15 protein-coding genes are annotated in these 16,628 nt (G+C 52.8%); 10 read left to right on the top strand and 5 right to left on the bottom strand.

Going from position 1 to position 16,628, the window contains the following annotated elements:
• Positions 1–76: 76 nt before the first annotated feature.
• The 3 genes from trpB to BBW69_RS01405 all read right to left on the bottom strand — a co-directional run bounded on the left by trpB (position 77) and on the right by BBW69_RS01405 (position 2,910).
• Complete coding sequence (trpB, locus tag BBW69_RS01415) at positions 77–1,279, bottom strand: tryptophan synthase subunit beta (protein ID WP_188210166.1); 1,203 nt, start codon at positions 1,277–1,279, stop codon at positions 77–79.
• An 85-nt stretch (positions 1,280–1,364) separates the two neighbouring features.
• Entirely contained in the window at positions 1,365–2,018 is a 654-nt protein-coding gene (locus tag BBW69_RS01410) for a hypothetical protein (RefSeq protein WP_003675555.1), read from the bottom strand.
• Positions 2,008–2,910, bottom strand: a complete 903-nt coding sequence (locus tag BBW69_RS01405) for a DMT family transporter (protein ID WP_108043257.1) — start codon at positions 2,908–2,910, stop codon at positions 2,008–2,010. The genes BBW69_RS01410 and BBW69_RS01405 overlap by 11 nt, the downstream gene beginning before the upstream one ends.
• Before the next feature lie 238 nt (positions 2,911–3,148).
• On the opposite strand from BBW69_RS01405, the gene rsmA reads away from it, so the two are divergent.
• The 10 genes from rsmA (at position 3,149) to BBW69_RS01355 (ending at position 11,597) form a co-directional block, all read left to right on the top strand.
• Positions 3,149–3,934: a 16S rRNA (adenine(1518)-N(6)/adenine(1519)-N(6))-dimethyltransferase RsmA gene (gene rsmA / locus BBW69_RS01400; RefSeq protein WP_188210165.1), complete on the top strand. Its 786-nt coding sequence runs from the start codon at positions 3,149–3,151 to the stop codon at positions 3,932–3,934.
• Positions 3,935–4,105: 171 nt separating this feature from the next.
• The gene (locus tag BBW69_RS01395; RefSeq protein WP_107859268.1) at positions 4,106–4,834 is read left to right on the top strand and encodes an amino acid ABC transporter ATP-binding protein; all 729 of its coding nucleotides are present in this window, start codon (positions 4,106–4,108) and stop codon (positions 4,832–4,834) included.
• A 68-nt stretch (positions 4,835–4,902) separates the two neighbouring features.
• A complete protein-coding gene (locus BBW69_RS01390; RefSeq protein ID WP_107996862.1) occupies positions 4,903–5,262 on the top strand; it encodes a hypothetical protein in 360 nt (119 codons plus the stop codon).
• Between the two features lie 4 nt (positions 5,263–5,266).
• Positions 5,267–5,713, top strand: a complete 447-nt coding sequence (locus BBW69_RS01385) for a protein YgfX (RefSeq protein WP_188210164.1) — start codon at positions 5,267–5,269, stop codon at positions 5,711–5,713.
• A 29-nt stretch (positions 5,714–5,742) separates the two neighbouring features.
• Entirely contained in the window at positions 5,743–7,017 is a 1,275-nt protein-coding gene (gene folC, locus BBW69_RS01380; protein ID WP_188210163.1) for a bifunctional tetrahydrofolate synthase/dihydrofolate synthase, read from the top strand.
• Between the two features lie 12 nt (positions 7,018–7,029).
• Positions 7,030–8,079 carry a cell division protein FtsN gene (gene ftsN / locus BBW69_RS01375; RefSeq protein ID WP_188210162.1) on the top strand — a complete coding sequence of 350 codons (1,050 nt, stop codon included), beginning with the start codon at positions 7,030–7,032 and terminating at the stop codon, positions 8,077–8,079.
• Positions 8,072–8,569: a CvpA family protein gene (locus BBW69_RS01370; RefSeq protein WP_188210161.1), complete on the top strand. Its 498-nt coding sequence runs from the start codon at positions 8,072–8,074 to the stop codon at positions 8,567–8,569. Before ftsN ends, BBW69_RS01370 begins: the two co-directional genes overlap by 8 nt.
• Before the next feature lie 207 nt (positions 8,570–8,776).
• Complete coding sequence (gene purF / locus BBW69_RS01365) at positions 8,777–10,321, top strand: amidophosphoribosyltransferase (RefSeq protein ID WP_107859274.1); 1,545 nt, start codon at positions 8,777–8,779, stop codon at positions 10,319–10,321.
• Positions 10,322–10,420: 99 nt separating this feature from the next.
• Positions 10,421–10,912 (top strand): transcription elongation factor GreB, encoded by a 492-nt coding sequence (gene greB, locus BBW69_RS01360; protein ID WP_003675566.1) that lies wholly within the window; start codon positions 10,421–10,423, stop codon positions 10,910–10,912.
• Positions 10,913–10,970: 58 nt separating this feature from the next.
• Positions 10,971–11,597 carry a phosphoribosylanthranilate isomerase gene (locus BBW69_RS01355; RefSeq protein ID WP_107996856.1) on the top strand — a complete coding sequence of 209 codons (627 nt, stop codon included), beginning with the start codon at positions 10,971–10,973 and terminating at the stop codon, positions 11,595–11,597.
• A gap of 45 nt (positions 11,598–11,642) precedes the next feature.
• Here the strand turns inward: BBW69_RS01355 and BBW69_RS01350 are convergent, their stop codons facing one another.
• Both BBW69_RS01350 and BBW69_RS01345 read right to left on the bottom strand, forming a co-directional pair.
• The gene (locus tag BBW69_RS01350; protein WP_188210160.1) at positions 11,643–14,468 is read right to left on the bottom strand and encodes a lactoferrin/transferrin family TonB-dependent receptor; all 2,826 of its coding nucleotides are present in this window, start codon (positions 14,466–14,468) and stop codon (positions 11,643–11,645) included.
• Positions 14,465–16,534, bottom strand: coding sequence for a transferrin-binding protein-like solute binding protein (locus BBW69_RS01345; protein ID WP_188210159.1), 2,070 nt, complete (start codon positions 16,532–16,534; stop codon positions 14,465–14,467). The genes BBW69_RS01350 and BBW69_RS01345 overlap by 4 nt, the downstream gene beginning before the upstream one ends.
• Positions 16,535–16,628 lie beyond the last annotated feature (94 nt).

Genomic DNA, 16,628 nt, shown 5'->3' with positions numbered 1-16,628 from the left:
GCCGTCATAAAGGAAAGTTCGTAAAAATGCCGTCTGAAACCAGGCTTCAGACGGCATTTTTATCAAACTGACAAAGCTACAGCTCAATGCCTTTGAGTTTCGCCACGGTATTAATGTCTTTGTCGCCGCGACCGGAGAGGTTGACCAGAATCACTTGGTCTTTGCCCATTTTCGGCGCATTTTTCACCGCCCAAGCAACGGCATGGCTGGATTCCAGCGCAGGAATAATGCCCTCAAAACGACAGAGCAAATCAAAGGCTTCGAGTGCTTCGTCGTCTTTGGCAACGGTGTATTCGACGCGCTTGATGTCGTGCAGATGGCTGTGTTCCGGGCCGATGCCGGGGTAATCCAAGCCTGCGGAAACAGAGTGCGTACCCAAAACCTGGCCGTTTTCGTCCTGCATCAGATAGCTGCGGAAACCGTGCAGTACGCCAATCGGTGCGCCCGAAGTAATCGGCGCGGCGTGGTCAGGCGTATCCACACCCAAACCGCCGGCTTCCACGCCGACCAAACGTACGTTTTCTTCTTCGATATAGGGATGGAACAAACCGATGGCGTTTGAGCCGCCGCCCACGCAGGCAACGGCAACATCAGGTTGGCGACCGATGGCTTCCAACATTTGTTCTTTGGCTTCATTGCCGATGACGCATTGGAAATCGCGCACCATTTCGGGATACGGAGCGGGGCCGGCGGCAGTACCGATGATGTAGAACGTGTCGTCCACTCGGGCAACCCATTCGCGCATGGCTTCGTTCATCGCGTCTTTCAATGTACGGCTGCCACTGTCAACGCCGACGACATTCGCGCCAAGCAGCTTCATACGGAACACATTCGGCATTTGGCGTTGAATATCGTCCGCGCCCATGTACACGTCGCAAGTCATGCCGAAGCGGGCGGCGACGGTGGCGGAAGCCACGCCGTGCTGCCCCGCGCCGGTTTCGGCTATGACGCGTTTTTTGCCCATGCGGCGGGCGAGCAATGCCTGACCGATAGTGTTGTTGACTTTGTGCGCGCCGGTGTGGTTCAAGTCTTCACGCTTCAACCAGATTTGTGCGCCGCCCAAATGCTCGGACAATCGCGCGGCATGGTAAACGGGGCTGGGTCTGCCGACGTAGTGTTTCAAATCATGGCGGAACTCTTCCCAAAATGAAGGATCTTCTTTCGCTGCTTTATAGGCTTCTGCCAATTCTTGCAAAGCCGGAATCAGGGTTTCGGAAACATACAGGCCGCCGTGTTCGCCGAAAAAGCCCTTCTCATCGGGCGCATGGTAGTTTTTCATCGGATTTCTTCCTTGTGCTTCAAATTTTCAGACGGCCTCTCCATTTTTTTGCAAACATGCCGTCTGAACGGGAAATTGTCGGCAATTATAACTGTTTTTCACACAAACCCGCCATTTCGAAAAACGCCCGATACGCCGCCGCCTTTTTCGCTAAACTCAAAGGATAAGCGCGCGAAGTCGAAGGCAGGCGGGTCAGGGTCAAATCCCGTCCGGCAAACGGAAACGGCACAGTTTCGCCCGTTTTCGGCATTTTGATGCCGCCACCCTGAATATCGAGCAGGATTTCCGTCGCCTTGCCGCCCGTCGTACAAATATGGCGGCACCGGGGTATTTTTGCCAACACCGCCGCCAAATCGACGGTTTCGACTACCTTTAAAAACTTGTCGGACGCATTGCCGTGTTCCCTTGCCGCCTTCAACACGGTCGGACAGGACGCTATCCCCGCCCTGTTCAGGAAATCCCTTATCCTGCATCCGTCGAATGCTTTTTCAGACGGCATCTGAAAATGCGCCGCATCGTTAAAAAACACCAGCCCGTAAACGCGCCACATATCGTTTTGGAAATTCGGATAATGAAACTGCATCGCGCGTTTGTCTTCCTTGGGCGGAAACGTCCCCATCATCATGACCGATGCCCCGTTCGGCAAAACGGGATCGAACGGATAACTTTCAATTTCCAACCCGACCGCATTATTTTCCATTTTCACCCCATATACCCGGCCACCCGCTTCAGGCGGCATTTTGTCCCAAATGTATCAAAATCATGCCGCCGGCTGCAGCCGCACAACCCGCCGCCAAAGAAATATGCAGCGGCTCCCCCAAAAACCAGACCGAACACAACATACCGAAAATCGGTACCAATGTTACATAAACAGACGCACCGCCCGCCCCCAATACTTTCACGCCTTCAAAATACCACGCATACGCTAAAACAGTCGCACCGACCGCCAACCACAGCAATGCAAACCAGCCGCGTCCATCCATGACCGCTACCGCCCCAAGCGGCAAACCTTCCGCAAACCATGCCACAGCGGACAACATCAGCGCACCGGACATCGACGTAACCGCGGCAACCGTCAGCGCATCAATCCCGCGCAAAACCTTGCGCCCTATCAACGTATAAGCTGACCAGCAAACCACGCATCCGAAAATCAGCCATTCCCCGGGCTTCAACCCGTCCGCCAGCACCGCTGCCGGATTACCCTGCGTAACCGCAGTGACCGCACCGCCGACGGTCAGCAACATACCCGTCAGGATTTTCATATTCAAATATTCCCCGAACAACCACACCGCCAACAGCAGTGTCAACACCGGGTTCACGCTCATGACGACCGCGGCTTTGCCGGCCGGCATCTGCTGCAGGCCCAACATAAAGAATACGGCATACCCGCACACGCCGAACAAGGCGGCAACCGCCAAACCCAGCCATTGCCGCGACGACAAAGCCGACAAAGCCGCAAACCTGCTGCGCGCAAACAACCAACCCGACAGCAAAACTGAAGCCAGCAGAAACCTGACCGCCCCGCCCGTCAACGGCGGCAGGGACTGCCCCAATATCCTGCCCATAGGCCAAGATGCACCCCATAATACCGCCATACCCAGCAGCTTCACATGAATCAGATAAGTCCTCATACAGTATCCAACCGTAAAAATACCAAACCAACGGATAAGGCCGAACAAAACAGCATTATCAAGCCCCGCCGTTTTCGGTTACAATGTCCACATCAAACCGATATTGTAAACATATTCACATTTAAATGCCGAACAAGATGTCCATACGGCTTGCCGGATTACCCCGAATCGGAAGGGACACCTTCCCAAAAATCCGGCCCGTATCCTCAAAACCGGTTGCACCGGGCAAGGAAACCCGATGAAAGAACACAAAGCCCGCAAGCGTTTCGGGCAGAACTTTTTACAAGACACGCGGATCATCAGCGATATTGTCAACGCCGTACGCCCGCAGGCGGATGATGTCGTGATTGAAATCGGCCCGGGTTTAGCGGCGATTACCGAACCTTTGGCAAAAAAACTGAACCGCCTGCACGTTATCGAAATCGACCGCGACATCGTATACCGTCTGAAAACGCTGCCGTTTGCAGATAAACTGGTGATTCACGAAGGTGATGTATTGCAGTTTGATTTCAACGGCATCGCAGGCAAAAAGAAAATCGTTGGCAACCTGCCGTACAACATTTCCACGCCGCTTTTGTTCAAGCTGGCGGAGGTGGCGGACGATGTCGTCGATATGCACTTTATGCTGCAAAAAGAAGTGGTCGAGCGCATGGTTGCCGCGCCGAAAAGCAACGACTACGGCCGCTTGGGCGTGATGCTGCAATATTTTTTCGATATGGAGCTGCTGATTGACGTACCGCCCGAATCGTTCGACCCCGCACCGAAAGTGGATTCCGCAGTGGTGCGCATGATTCCGGTGAAACACCGTATCGGCAAGGCGGACGATTTCGAGCATTTCGCCAAACTCGTGAAACTCGCCTTCCACCAACGCCGCAAAACCATACGCAACAATCTGAAAGAGCTTGCAGGCGACGATAATTTGCAGGCAGTCGGCATCAATCCGCAAGACCGCGCCGAACACATCGCGCCGGAAAAATACGTAGCGTTGAGCAATTATCTGACCGGGAAAGCCGATGCCGTCTGAAAAGGGAGTAAGCCGATGAAGAAATACCTGCTTTTACCCTGATACTGCCGCTTGCAGCCTGCCTGACCAATCCGAACGACCGTTTTTTTGACGGCAGACGCTACACGCCTCATCATATGGATCTCCCGTAACGACAACCTGCAACGGCAAATGCCGTCTGAAAGAAAAGACATGATCAAATTCAAAAACGTACACAAACATTTCAAAGACCTGCACGTCATCAACGGCGTGAACTTGGAAATCAAAAAAGGCGAAGTGGTCGTCGTCTGCGGGCCTTCGGGCAGCGGCAAATCCACACTCATCCGCACCGTCAACCAGCTCGAAAGCATTGAAAGCGGCGAGATTTGGGTGGACGGCGTCAACGTTGCCGACCCCAAAACCGATTTAAACAAAATCCGCGAAGAAGTCGGCTTCGTGTTCCAAGGCTTCAACCTCTACCCCCACCTGACCGTATTGGAAAACATCATCCTCGCACCGATGAAGGTTAAAGGTCAAAATGCGGAACAAGCGGAGAAAAAGGCGATGGAGCTTTTGGAACGCGTCGGACTGGCGCACAAAAAAGACGCCTTCCCTTCCCAACTTTCCGGCGGCCAGCAGCAACGCGTGGCGATTGCGCGCGGGTTGGCGATGGAACCGCGCGTGATGTTGTTTGACGAACCGACCTCCGCACTCGACCCCGAAATGGTCGGCGAGGTATTAAAAGTCATGAAAGACTTGGCAGAAAGCGGCATGACCATGATGTGCGTAACCCACGAAATGGGTTTTGCCCGCGAAGTTGCCGACCGGGTGCTTTTTGTCGATAAAGGGCAAATCCTCGAAGACGAAACGCCCGAAGCGTTTTTTACCAACCCGAAACACGAACGCGCCAAACAATTCCTGCAACAGGTCATGACCCACTGATACCGTACCGCCCGGAGAAAAGTCGTTCAGACGGCATTGCCCCACTGTTACCACCGAGAAAGCACACCATGTATTTTGTTGACCGTACCGCAGTCGTCCTCAAGCCGACCGCCCGTTTTTTAGAATGGCTCAAATCTGCCGATGAAAACATGCCCGATCTGACTGTCGAACAGATCCGCCTCAACTGCTCCGTCTTCCTCGTACCGCAATTTGACGAGCCGGAAGCCGTGATTGCCTATTTCGACGAACGCTACCGCCAGATTTTTGAAGCGGAGCTGGCAGGTTGGGACATCGATAAGGATAAATGGCCGCAAGACATGAGCCTGAAAGCGTTTTGGGAGTTTTTCGATACCGAAATCCACGATATGGTGTTGGACATGGAAGAAGCGGAATTGAACATTACCCCCGTGTTCGACAATATGATGTAACGCCGTGCGCGCCTTTCAGACGGCATTAAAGCCGTCCCGCATTCTGAACATCCTGACCATATTGCTCCACTCGGCTTCCATTGCCGTCTGCCTGACTTGGTTTTACGGCTGGATGATGTGGTTAGGTCTGTCGGCACTGCTTGCAAGTTTCATCCACTCGCTGCGGATTACAAACCTGAAAAACCGCTATGCCATAACCTCCGTCATTATCGACCGAGACGGACGGGCGGAAATCGTATCCGGCAGAGAAAAAACAGCAAAGGCGGCGACACTGGCGGGCGGCAGCATGGTGACACCTTACGCACTGATGCTGCAATGGGACACCGGCGGCAAGACCGTCAGCCACTGCATCATGCCGGACATGTCGGACAAAGAATCCTACCGCAGGCTGAAAGTCTGGGTACTTTGGCGGCAACCGGGAAAAAACGCCGAAACCGATACGCCAAACTGATTTCAGACGGCATTGAAAACGGAACACACATGAAAACATTACAAGACTGGCTCTCGCATTTGGAAACCGCACACAGCGGCGGCTTAATCGACATGGGCTTGGAACGCACGAGCGAAGTGAAAAAACGCATGAAGCTCAAGCCGCAATGCCCCGTCGTCGTTGTCGCGGGAACAAACGGTAAAGGTTCGGTCTGCGCCTACCTGACACAGATTTACAAACAGGCAGGCTTCAAAGTTGGTACGCTGACCAGCCCGCATTTATTGCGTTACAACGAACGCATCGCCATCAACGCCGAACCCGTTTCGGACGATACGATTATTGCCTCTTTCGAGCGCATCGAAGCGGCGCGCGGCGAAATATCGCTGACTTATTTTGAATTCAATACGTTGGCGGCCATCGACATCTTTATGCGCGAACAGGTTGACGTGATGATATTGGAAGTCGGCTTGGGCGGACGCTTGGACGCGGTCAACGTGTTCGACTGCGATTGCGCGGTGGTTACCAGCGTGGATTTGGACCATCAGGCGTTTTTGGGCAATACGGTCGAGCAGGTCGGCTTTGAAAAAGCGGGCGTGTTCCGCAGCGGCAAACCCGCAATCTGCGGTCAAAACCCCGCGCCCGAATCGTTGGTCGCACACGCCGAAGCCATAGGCGCGAAACTGCTGATGGTGCAGCGCGATTTCGATTTTTCCTCATTGGAAAACATCCAATGGAACTACCGCTTCCATCCACAGCATTCAGACGACCCCGCGCGCAACCGTAATTCCCTGCCGTTCCCCGCATTGCGCGGCGCATACCAACTTTCCAATGCCGCCTGCGCGCTGACCGTGTTGGAATGTTTGAACGAAAAATTGCCGGTGGACATCGGCGCCATCAAGCGCGGTTTGTTGCTGGTTGAAAACCCCGGCCGCTTCCAAGTCCTGCCCGGCCGGCCGCTGACCGTTTTGGATGTCGGACACAATCCCCACGCCGCCCGCGCCCTGCGCCGCAGCCTGATTAATTTGGCGTTTGCGCAAAAACGCACCGCCGTGTTCAGCATGTTGTCCGACAAAGACATAGACGGAGTGTTGGAAATCGTTAAAGACCAGTTTGACGAATGGTATATCGCGCCTTTGGACGTGCCGCGCGGCATGACGCTCGAGAGCCTGCAAAACAAACTGCACGAACACAGCATCGAAAACATACAGACATTTGCCACCGTCCGCGAAGCATACCGGGCGGCAGCCTCAAAAGCGGGCGAAAACGACAGAATCGTCGTATTCGGCTCATTTCATACCGTTGCCGATGTCATGTCGGTACTGTAAAAGGAATCTTCCATGTCCGAAAACAAGCAAAACGAAGTCCTGACCGGTTACGAACAACTCAAACGGCGCAACCGCCGCCGCCTCGTAACGGCAAGCTGCCTGGTTGCCGCCTCCTGCCTGTTGCTGGCGGCCGCACTCAGTTCCGATCCTGCCGAAAATCCCCCTGCCGCACCAACTGAAGAAACAGGCAGCATGGAAAACCAAGCGGCAAGCACGGTACAAACCCCGACCTTAAAATCCGCCTCAGAAGGTGTAGAACCTGCTGCCGACAAACCCCAAGACCTGGCCGGTGAAGAACAAGCACCTGCCGCCGACAACGGAATCAGTGAACCTGAAGACGTAGGCGCACCATTGGTCATCATCAACGACCGACTCGACGACAGCAATATCAAAGGCTTGGAAGCATCCGAAAAACTACAACAGGAAGAAGCTGCCAAAACCGCACAGGCGGAGGCAAAACAACGCGCAGCCGAAAAAGCGCAGGTAACGGTTGACAACAAAGATACGGCTGAAAAACCGAAACAGGCAGCCGAATCCAAACCGCAAAAAACGGAACGCGCATCCGAATCCAAACCCAAAACCAAAGAGCCGGCACAAAAAACCGCCGACAAAGTCTCCGAGAAGCCCAAAACCTTACCCGAAAAAAGCAAATCGGACTCAACCAAATCAGACAAAACAGTAAAAGAACCGAAAAAATCTGATAAGGCTGAAAGCAAAAAACCGGTTGAAAAAGAGGGTTCTGACGGTAAAAAACACGAAACAGCATCCAAGGCAGACAAAGCCAAAACGGCCGAACACGGAAAAACTGCCGAAAAAGAAAAATCCGAAAAATCCGGTAAAAAATCCGCCATCCAGGCAGGTTATGCCGAAAAAGAACGCGCCTTGAGCCTCCAGCGCAAAATGAAGGCAGCCGGCATCGACTCGACCATTACTGAAATCATGACCGACAACGGCAAAGTTTACCGCGTCAAATCAAGCAACTATAAAAACGCGAGAGATGCCGAACGCGATTTGAACAAATTGCGCGTACACGGTATCGCCGGTCAGGTAACGAATGAATAACCTCCCCGTTGCCGACATCCTCATCTTCGCCATCATCGCCGCCTGCATCGTCATTTCCACGATGCGCGGCGTGATTGCGGAAGCAGGTTCGATGGTGGCATGGGTGGTTTCCTTCTTTTTTGCCAAATTCTTTGCCGCCTCCTTCGCAGAAATTGCCTTTGCCTCGTTCCAGCCGCGCCTGTTCGCACTGGCATTGTCGTTTATTTCATTATTCATCCTCGCCTATCTGATACAGAAAATACTCCGCTCGCTGCTGACACAAGCAGTTTCCTCCGTCGGCTTGGGCTTTGCAAACCGCATTTTGGGCGGCGTATTCGGTGCGGCAAAAGGGATATTGGCCGTTACCCTGCTGGTCATGCTCGCTTCAAAAACCGACCTTCCCGATACGGACGAATGGCGGGATGCCTATACCCTGCCGTTTTTCGTATCACTTTCCGAAGCGGTGTTAAACCATGCGGACGACAATCATGGGGCTTTGGAAGACGATTGATTGCCATACGGACATTTCAGACGGCATCCCCTTTTATGCCGTCTGAAATGTTTTTTCCTTTCCTCAGCCATATCACAGATTAAATCTTATCCTCCGCAAACCCACCTATCTGTCCTTCGCGCAAATATTGTCAACAATTCAGGCAAAAAACCGCCGTTTGCTTTATAATTCCGTTTTACCCTTAAACCTCGAATCGGAGAAGACGATATGTGCGGTGTATTAGGTTTGGTCAGTCATGAGCCGGTAAACCAGCTTCTATATGACGGATTGCAGATGTTGCAGCACAGGGGACAGGATGCGGCGGGCATTGTAACGGCCGAAGGCGGCACGTTCCATATGCACAAAGGCAAAGGCATGGTGCGCGAAGTGTTCCGTACACGCAATATGCGCGATTTGGTCGGCAACGCCGGCATCGCCCACGTCCGTTATCCTACTGCGGGCAACGCGGGCAGCAGCGCTGAGGCGCAGCCTTTCTACGTCAGCTCGCCTTTCGGCATCGTTTTGGCGCACAACGGCAACCTCACCAACACTGCCGAACTTTATGAAAACGTGTGCAACAAACACCTGCGCCACGTCAACACCAGCTCCGATTCCGAAGTCTTGCTCAACGTATTCGCGCACGAACTGCGTCGCGAAGTCTCCAAAAACGCCGAACCTTACCGGCTCAATATCGACAATATTTTCAACGCCGTTGCCGAAGTCCACCGCCTGGTGCGCGGCGCATACGGCGTGGTTGCCATGATTGCGGGCTACGGCATGGTCGCCTTCCGCGATCCTTACGGCATCCGCCCGCTGGCATTGGGTTCGCAAACCGATGAAACCGGCAGAAAATCCTATGCCGTCGCCTCCGAATCCGTTGCCTTCAATGCGCTTGCCTACGATTTGGAACGCGATATCCGGCCGGGCGAAGCGGTATTTATCGGCTTTGACGGCACAATGATTGCCCGCCAATGCAGCGACCGCGCCAAACTCAGCCCCTGCCTTTTTGAATACGTCTATTTTGCCCGTCCCGACTCCGTGATTGACGGCGTGTCCGTTTACCAGTCGCGCATGGACATGGGCGTGTCGCTGGCGGAAAAAATCAAACGCGAGCTGCCCGTGGACGACATCGACGTCGTGATGCCCATTCCCGATACCAGCCGCCCCAGTGCAATGGAGCTTGCCGTCCACCTCAACAAACCCTACCGCGAGGGTTTGATTAAAAACCGCTATATCGGCCGCACCTTTATCATGCCCGGTCAGTCGACGCGCAAAAAATCCGTGCGCCAAAAACTCAGCCCGATGGAAACCGAATTTGAAGGCAAAAGCGTGTTGCTGGTGGACGACTCCATCGTACGCGGTACGACCAGCCGCGAAATCGTCGAAATGGTACGCGCGGCTGGCGCGCGCAAAGTCTATATCGCCTCCGCCGCACCCGAAGTGCGCTATCCCAATGTGTACGGCATCGATATGCCCACGCGCGAAGAGTTGATTGCCAACGGGCGCAGCGCAGCGGAAATTGCCGCCGAAATCGGCGCGGACGGCATCGTTTTCCAAAATTTGAGCGATTTGGAAGCCGTCGTCAAAGCACTCAATCCGAAAATCGAATCCTTCGATTCGTCCTGTTTCAACGGCATCTATCAAACTGGCGACATTGATGATACCTACCTTGACCGGCTTTCTGCCGAGAAATCCGGCTGCGGCGGTCTGAAAATCCATCCGAGCAGGATGGAACACAATATCAGCATCAGCGATGCCGGCGACGAAGAATAAAGCTTTCTGAAATGCCATGCCGTCTGAAATCCGAACGTCAGGTTTTCAGACGGCATTTTCCATGTAAGAATCTCATTTCCCGTTTCATCCGCACACGATATGAGTACCGAAACCAAAAACTACATTACGCCCGCCGGCTGGCAGGCATTGAAAGACGAGCTGTATCAGCTGGTCAATAAAGAACGCCCCGAAATCGTCCAAATCGTCAACTGGGCGGCAGGCAACGGCGACCGCAGCGAAAACGGCGACTATCTTTACGGCAAACGCCGTATGCGCGAAATCGACCGCCGCATCCGTTTCCTGACCAAACGTTTGGAAGCTGCCGTCGTCGTTGATCCCGAATTGCGCGAAGCGACCGACCAAGTGTTTTTCAGCGCGACCGTCGGTCTGTTGCGCGGCGACGGACGCGAGCAAACCGTCAAAATCGTCGGCGTCGATGAAATCGATACCGCGCAAAACAAAATTTCTTGGATTTCGCCGCTGGCTCGTTGTCTGATTAAAGCACGCGAAGGCGACGAAGTGGTTTTAAACACGCCTGAAGGGCGTGAGGAAATTGAAATCCTTTCTGTCGAATACATCAAAATCGACTGATCGGGAATGCCGTCTGAAACGGTGCAAGCGCGCCGTTTCCCAAATAAAGGAATACCGCATGAGAAAAATCCGCACCAAAATCTGCGGCATCACCACACCGGAAGACGCACTGTATGCCGCCCACGCCGGCGCAGACGCATTGGGACTGGTTTTTTACCCCCAAAGCCCCCGTGCTATCGACATCATTAAAGCACAAAAAATCACCGCCGCACTGCCGCCGTTTGTCAGCGTTGTCGCCCTTTTCGTCAATGAAAGTGCGCAAAACATCCGCCGCATCCTTGCCGAAGTACCGATACACTTAATCCAATTCCACGGCGACGAAGACGATGCATTCTGCCGGCAGTTCGACCGCCCCTATATTAAAGCCATTCGTGTTCAGACGGCATCAGACATCCAAAACGCCGCCCACCGTTTTCCCAACGCTCAGGCACTTCTGTTCGATGCCTACCACCCTTCGGAATACGGCGGCACGGGACACTGCTTCGACTGGACGCTGCTGGCGGAATATTCGGGCAAACCGTGGGTGCTTGCCGGCGGGCTGACCCCTGAAAACGTCGGCGAAGCCGTCCGCATCACCGGAGCGGAATCGGTCGACGTATCCGGCGGCGTGGAAGCATCGAAAGGAAAAAAAGATGCCGCCAAAGTCGCCGCCTTTATCAGGGAGGCCAACCGGGTATCCGCATAACCCAAAAAAGAAAATGCCGTCTGAACGTTCAGACGGCATTTTTCTTTAAAACTTCATTTCAAGCGCAAGGCTGAAGTTTCTGCCCGGTGCGGCATACCTTCCATAGTTGCTGTCGTCGCCGCGTCGGTTTGCCGTGCTTTCCGCAGTCTGGCGCAACGATTCCCAAGTAACGTAGCGGTAATTGCCGATATTGTAGATACCCGCCCTCAAGGTCAGCCGTTTTTTCAGATTCAGATAAGCGGAAACATCTGCCGTTTTCCAAGAAGACGTAACCCTTCCTGCCGAATATCGTTTTTGATCACCTGCCAGATAAGCAAGTTCATCGGGATTTTTCCCTTTGGAATAGGTCAGCATAATGTTTGCCCCCCATTTTCCATCGGGCCTGTCGTACCCCAATCCTAAAACATAACGTGCAGGCTGTACCGCATCCAAAGCATAGCTGCGCAGGGACAGGCCCGGCCGGTTAGATACGGATTTCGGTTTGATACGGTTGTACGCCAATGTGGTGTACAGACCTTCGGGCAGTTTGCCGTACACGCCGTTCCAGTCGATTTTCCCCAAGATGTTGATGCCTTGAAGCGACATATTTTGGGCATTGTGATAATCGCGCACCGCTATTTTGGTTCCGTTACCCATTTCGACATACTGGTCGGCAACGGCAATCAAATCGGCGTAACGGTTGCGGAAACTGCTGATTTCCAAAAAGCCGAAGTCGCCCTTCCACTGCAAACCGATTTCCCGGTTGGCTGCCTTTTCCGATTTCAGGGTGGGACGCTGCCAGCCTTTCGGATAATCGTGATAAATGTCTATACCGAAAAGCTCTTGGAAGGAAGGTGTCCTGAAACCGCTGGAGGCGCGGTAAGACAAGGAAAGGTGGCGGCTCGGTTTGAACACGATGCCCCCGTTCCACGAACGGTTGGTATATCGTCCGCTGCGGACGAGTTCTTCCGACGTGGTAAAGTTTTGCCGGTCGTACCTGCCGCCCAAGCTGAAATCAAAATATTTGCCGATTGAAAAACGATCGTTCAAAGCAATATGGACATTGCTGCCTTTAATCGTCCTCGGCTGGCATTTGCGGGAACGCAGTGTCTCAATGTAATCGCAGACCGATCCTTCAACCACTACCGGACTACCCAAACGGTATATGCCGTAATTACCTGATTCCTTACCGGTATGTTCTGAAATCATTGCCGCATTGTGGGACAACTGCTCCGGACGGGATACCGCTTTGGATGCATCGTAACCGAAACCGAACGTCAGATGATGCTTCATCACCTCATTTTTCAGGGATTTTTCAAACGAGGCATTCAAGACATTATGCTGTTCTCGATAATGGAAACGGTCGCTGCGGTCATACGAATACGGATTGGCCGCCGAAGCGCGGCAGGCTTTGTCCACGGAAGGATATACGGCGCAATGCAGAAGCAGGGTGTTGTTGTCGATATCCACGCTCTGTTTGTCAAACGACAACACCGCCTTGTCCGCCCAATTGTCAGAATACGCTTCGTTTTCATAACGGTACAGCAAACCCGTGCGTTGGCGGCGGTGATGCTCGTCTATAAATTTCGTGCGGGAATATTTCAGCCCTATGCCTTTGACCAAACCGGCATCACCTTTCCACGGCTCCGCATTCGGTATGAGATAAAGCCCGTCGCGGAAATCGCTTCCCGCATACACACCGCTCCTGCCGCCAAATTTTCCTGCTTCGTCGGTACCGTAATACTGCCTTTCCGTCATATCGCGGATGTCGTAACGCTGTTTGGTATCCTCAAACACGCCGCCTAAATAATGGCGGCCGCCAAAACGGTAACCCAACTTGGCAAGCCAAGAGCCGCTGCGGTAATCCATCGGATCGGGCAATATCCTGCCGCCTCCCGTGTAAGCTTGGGCGGACAGGTTTTCATGGCGCGGCTGCGCCTCACGGACCATTGCCTCCTCTTCGCTGCTTAAAGGTTTGTTATTTGAACGGCGTTCTCCCACCCAGCGGTTGAGTTGGTTGTTCAAATAATTCATATTGCCCGCCACTTTTGCTACAGGCTTGGGCGTACTGCCGCCATCTTCCGTCAGGAAATATTCCCCCTCCTTATCCGGATTTTGGATATTGTATGTTTGGCGGAACGCATCCAAACGGTCTATACCGTATTCAAACGCCTCTGAAATATCGTTGTGCGGGCTCGTTTCCCGTGCCTGACGCTCGGTCCGTATCAGCAGCCCTTCCCAACCGTCCTTACTGAAACCCGCGCCGAGCGACTTCATAAATTGGCGGTTTTTGCTGCCGTAGGCGGTTTTTGCCTGTATCCCCCAACTTTTGCCGTCTGAAATCAGGTCTGCCGCCTCTTTGGTGCGGAGGGAGACTGCTCCGCCGAGCGCACCGCTGCCGTGATCGGAAGAACCGGCACCTTTATCGATTTCTACCGTACCGATGTTTTCATATTCGATTTCGTTGATTGCACCGCTGCCGCCGCGTCCGCCGTATCCGCTCAATGCACCCTGCACGGTAAACGCCTGTATTTGGGCAACACCGTCGACCGAAACCGCCACACGGTTTTTATCCACGCCTCGTATCGAATAACCGCCGCTCGCGCCGTTACCCTGTTCGACGACGGCCACGCCCGGATCGTAGCGCGTCAGGTCTCGGATACCGAGTACCTGTTCTTTGTTCAAAGTTTCCGACGTTTTGACGATTTTGCCCAAACCGGTTACTTCTTTTGTTCGCCGTCCCACTTTGGTGGCACGGACGGTAACCTCTTTCAAGGATTGGGTCTGTGCGGCATCATGCGCCGCCGTTTCAGGGTTTGCCGCATATGACGGGAAGGCGGCTGCAACAGCCAAGGCAGTCAGGGTAAGCGGGAATGTATGCCTTCTGTTCATCGTGTTGCCTCCTTGTCATCTTTCCTCGCGCCAAATACCACACCGATTTTTTGTTGAGGTTCGGCAAAGCTGCCGCCCAATTCCGATGCATGAGGACCGTAGAAGCCCCCCGTTACATGAAGGTTCTCGGCTTTAAACGGTTTGGAGGATGTCGCACCCCTGCCAAGCAGGTCGATACCTGTATCACGGGTACGTGCCACTGCATGGAAACCGTTGTGCTCAATAGTACCGTTTTCAATATAGAAGGCAGGTTCTACGCCATTTTTCTCCGTCAGGGTACCGGAAAGGGACTTGTTGGCAAAGTTAACGTCGAATTCGGCTTTTGCCGCTTTATCCGCATGGTTATCCCATTGGATCGGCGCGCCGATACGGGCTTCCCATGAACCTCTATAGTGGACATTCCCAATTTTGGGGATGTCTGCCTCGGAAGTGCGGATACCTTTTATGAAAAGGTCGATATCCCTGTATGCAGAAGCGGGTTGGACAGGTGGTTTTCCATCCGTACCTACGCTTTCCGCGTTGTTTCCTTCATTTTTTCCTGCTGTATTTGCTTCCCCGTTATCTTTCTCTGCCGGCAACTCGGAAGAAGCATGACCGTCATCGGTATCATTTTCCAAACCATCTTCACCATCTTCAGGCTCTAAACCTTCATTTTCATCATCAGGTTCCGCGCCTTCATGATCGGAATCTTCATCCTCTGTTGCACTCGGTTTGACGACGGGACGGTCGGTTTGCATCCGTCCGATTTTCACATAGGTCAGAAAATCGCAGCAGGTTCGGATTGTCGTTTTCCTGCCATCGGCAAGATCGATGGTTTGAGTATCTTTGACCAAGGAGATTTCACGTCCTTCGACAAGGAGTTTGTCAGGATGGGCAAAGTCGGGCATAGGCTCGGCAATAAACGGACGTGCCTTAGGATCGGCAGCTTCGTCGGCGGCAATCTTCAGCGAATCCAAGATTTTGGTATGCGTTTCAGACGGCATGGGGCTATTTTGTTTGCCTGCGAATACGCCGAATACGCTGTTGTCGTTGCTGATAAACCGTCCGGCAAGCTCTTCTCCGTTATCGCCGAAAAAACCGCCCTCAAGCCGCTGATCGGCATCGGCATGGAAAAACAAACGCTCCTTACCGGCAGGGTTTTTCGCTAAATCAGGATTGACCTTGGCACTGCCGGTAAAGCGGTTGCCGTCCAATTTTGCAGTAATGTTGTAAATGGTCAGCGGCTTTTTTTTCTCGTGGGGTTTGACATATTGGTTTTTAATCAGGTTGCCCGTCAGGGTTTTGTTACCGAAATCTACCGTATATTCGGCAGGATGTTTTTCCCTGTCGTCGGCATCCCTAGCCGCATAAGAAGTTGCACCAATATCGTTACCATAATATGTGATATAACCCAAATCCTCACTGGCAACCGCCTGACCTGTCCGATGACGTTTGGCATCAGTCATATATTGCCAGTTACCGGAATATTTCACCGTTCCCGCGCTCGGTAAAGATTGGGAAGGATGTTCTCCGGAATAATATACAAAACCGTCATAACCAAACCGGTGGGTAAACCGCTTACCGCCTGGGGTCTGTTTGATTTCGTCTTTTCCTTCTTTAGTATAAACATATCCGGCCCGGACATATTTATATTTATACGCATCATCTTTTGAATCGGACGTGTAGATTTTTACATTAGGATACCGTTCGTCAATTTTCTTTTTAAGTTTGTCGGCCTGTTCTTGCGGCGTACCGTCTAAAAACAGGATATCCTCCTCTTTAAGCGGCAAATAATCCTCCGCCTGATGCTTGCCAGGAATTTCCGTACCGTCTTGTTTATAGAAAGCCATATTCCGCCTTGGCAGCCGCATTGCCGCACCGACGGCGGGCTGGTTGACCGGCGTGATTTCTATAGAAGGTTTGGCAGGAGCCGGAGCGGGAATATCCTCAGGCTTGGAAGGTTTGGAATCTGACGGGGTTTGTACGGTCGGCGTTGATCTGGCAACAGGCTGCACGCCGAAATTACCGCCGCAGGATGCCAACATCAACGGCAGCAAGGCAATACCGTAATAATTCAGTTTACACATCTCTACTTCACTTATGGGTTGATAATAAGTATTATTATATTAATATATGAATATAATATCAATTATTTTACTGTCAAAAAAATGCCGTCTGAAA

This window comes from Neisseria sp. RH3002v2f (assembly GCF_014596375.1).
In the GTDB taxonomy this organism is placed as follows: Bacteria; Pseudomonadota; Gammaproteobacteria; order Burkholderiales; family Neisseriaceae; genus Neisseria; species Neisseria cinerea.
This window is presented reverse-complemented; position numbering and strand designations above follow the sequence as displayed.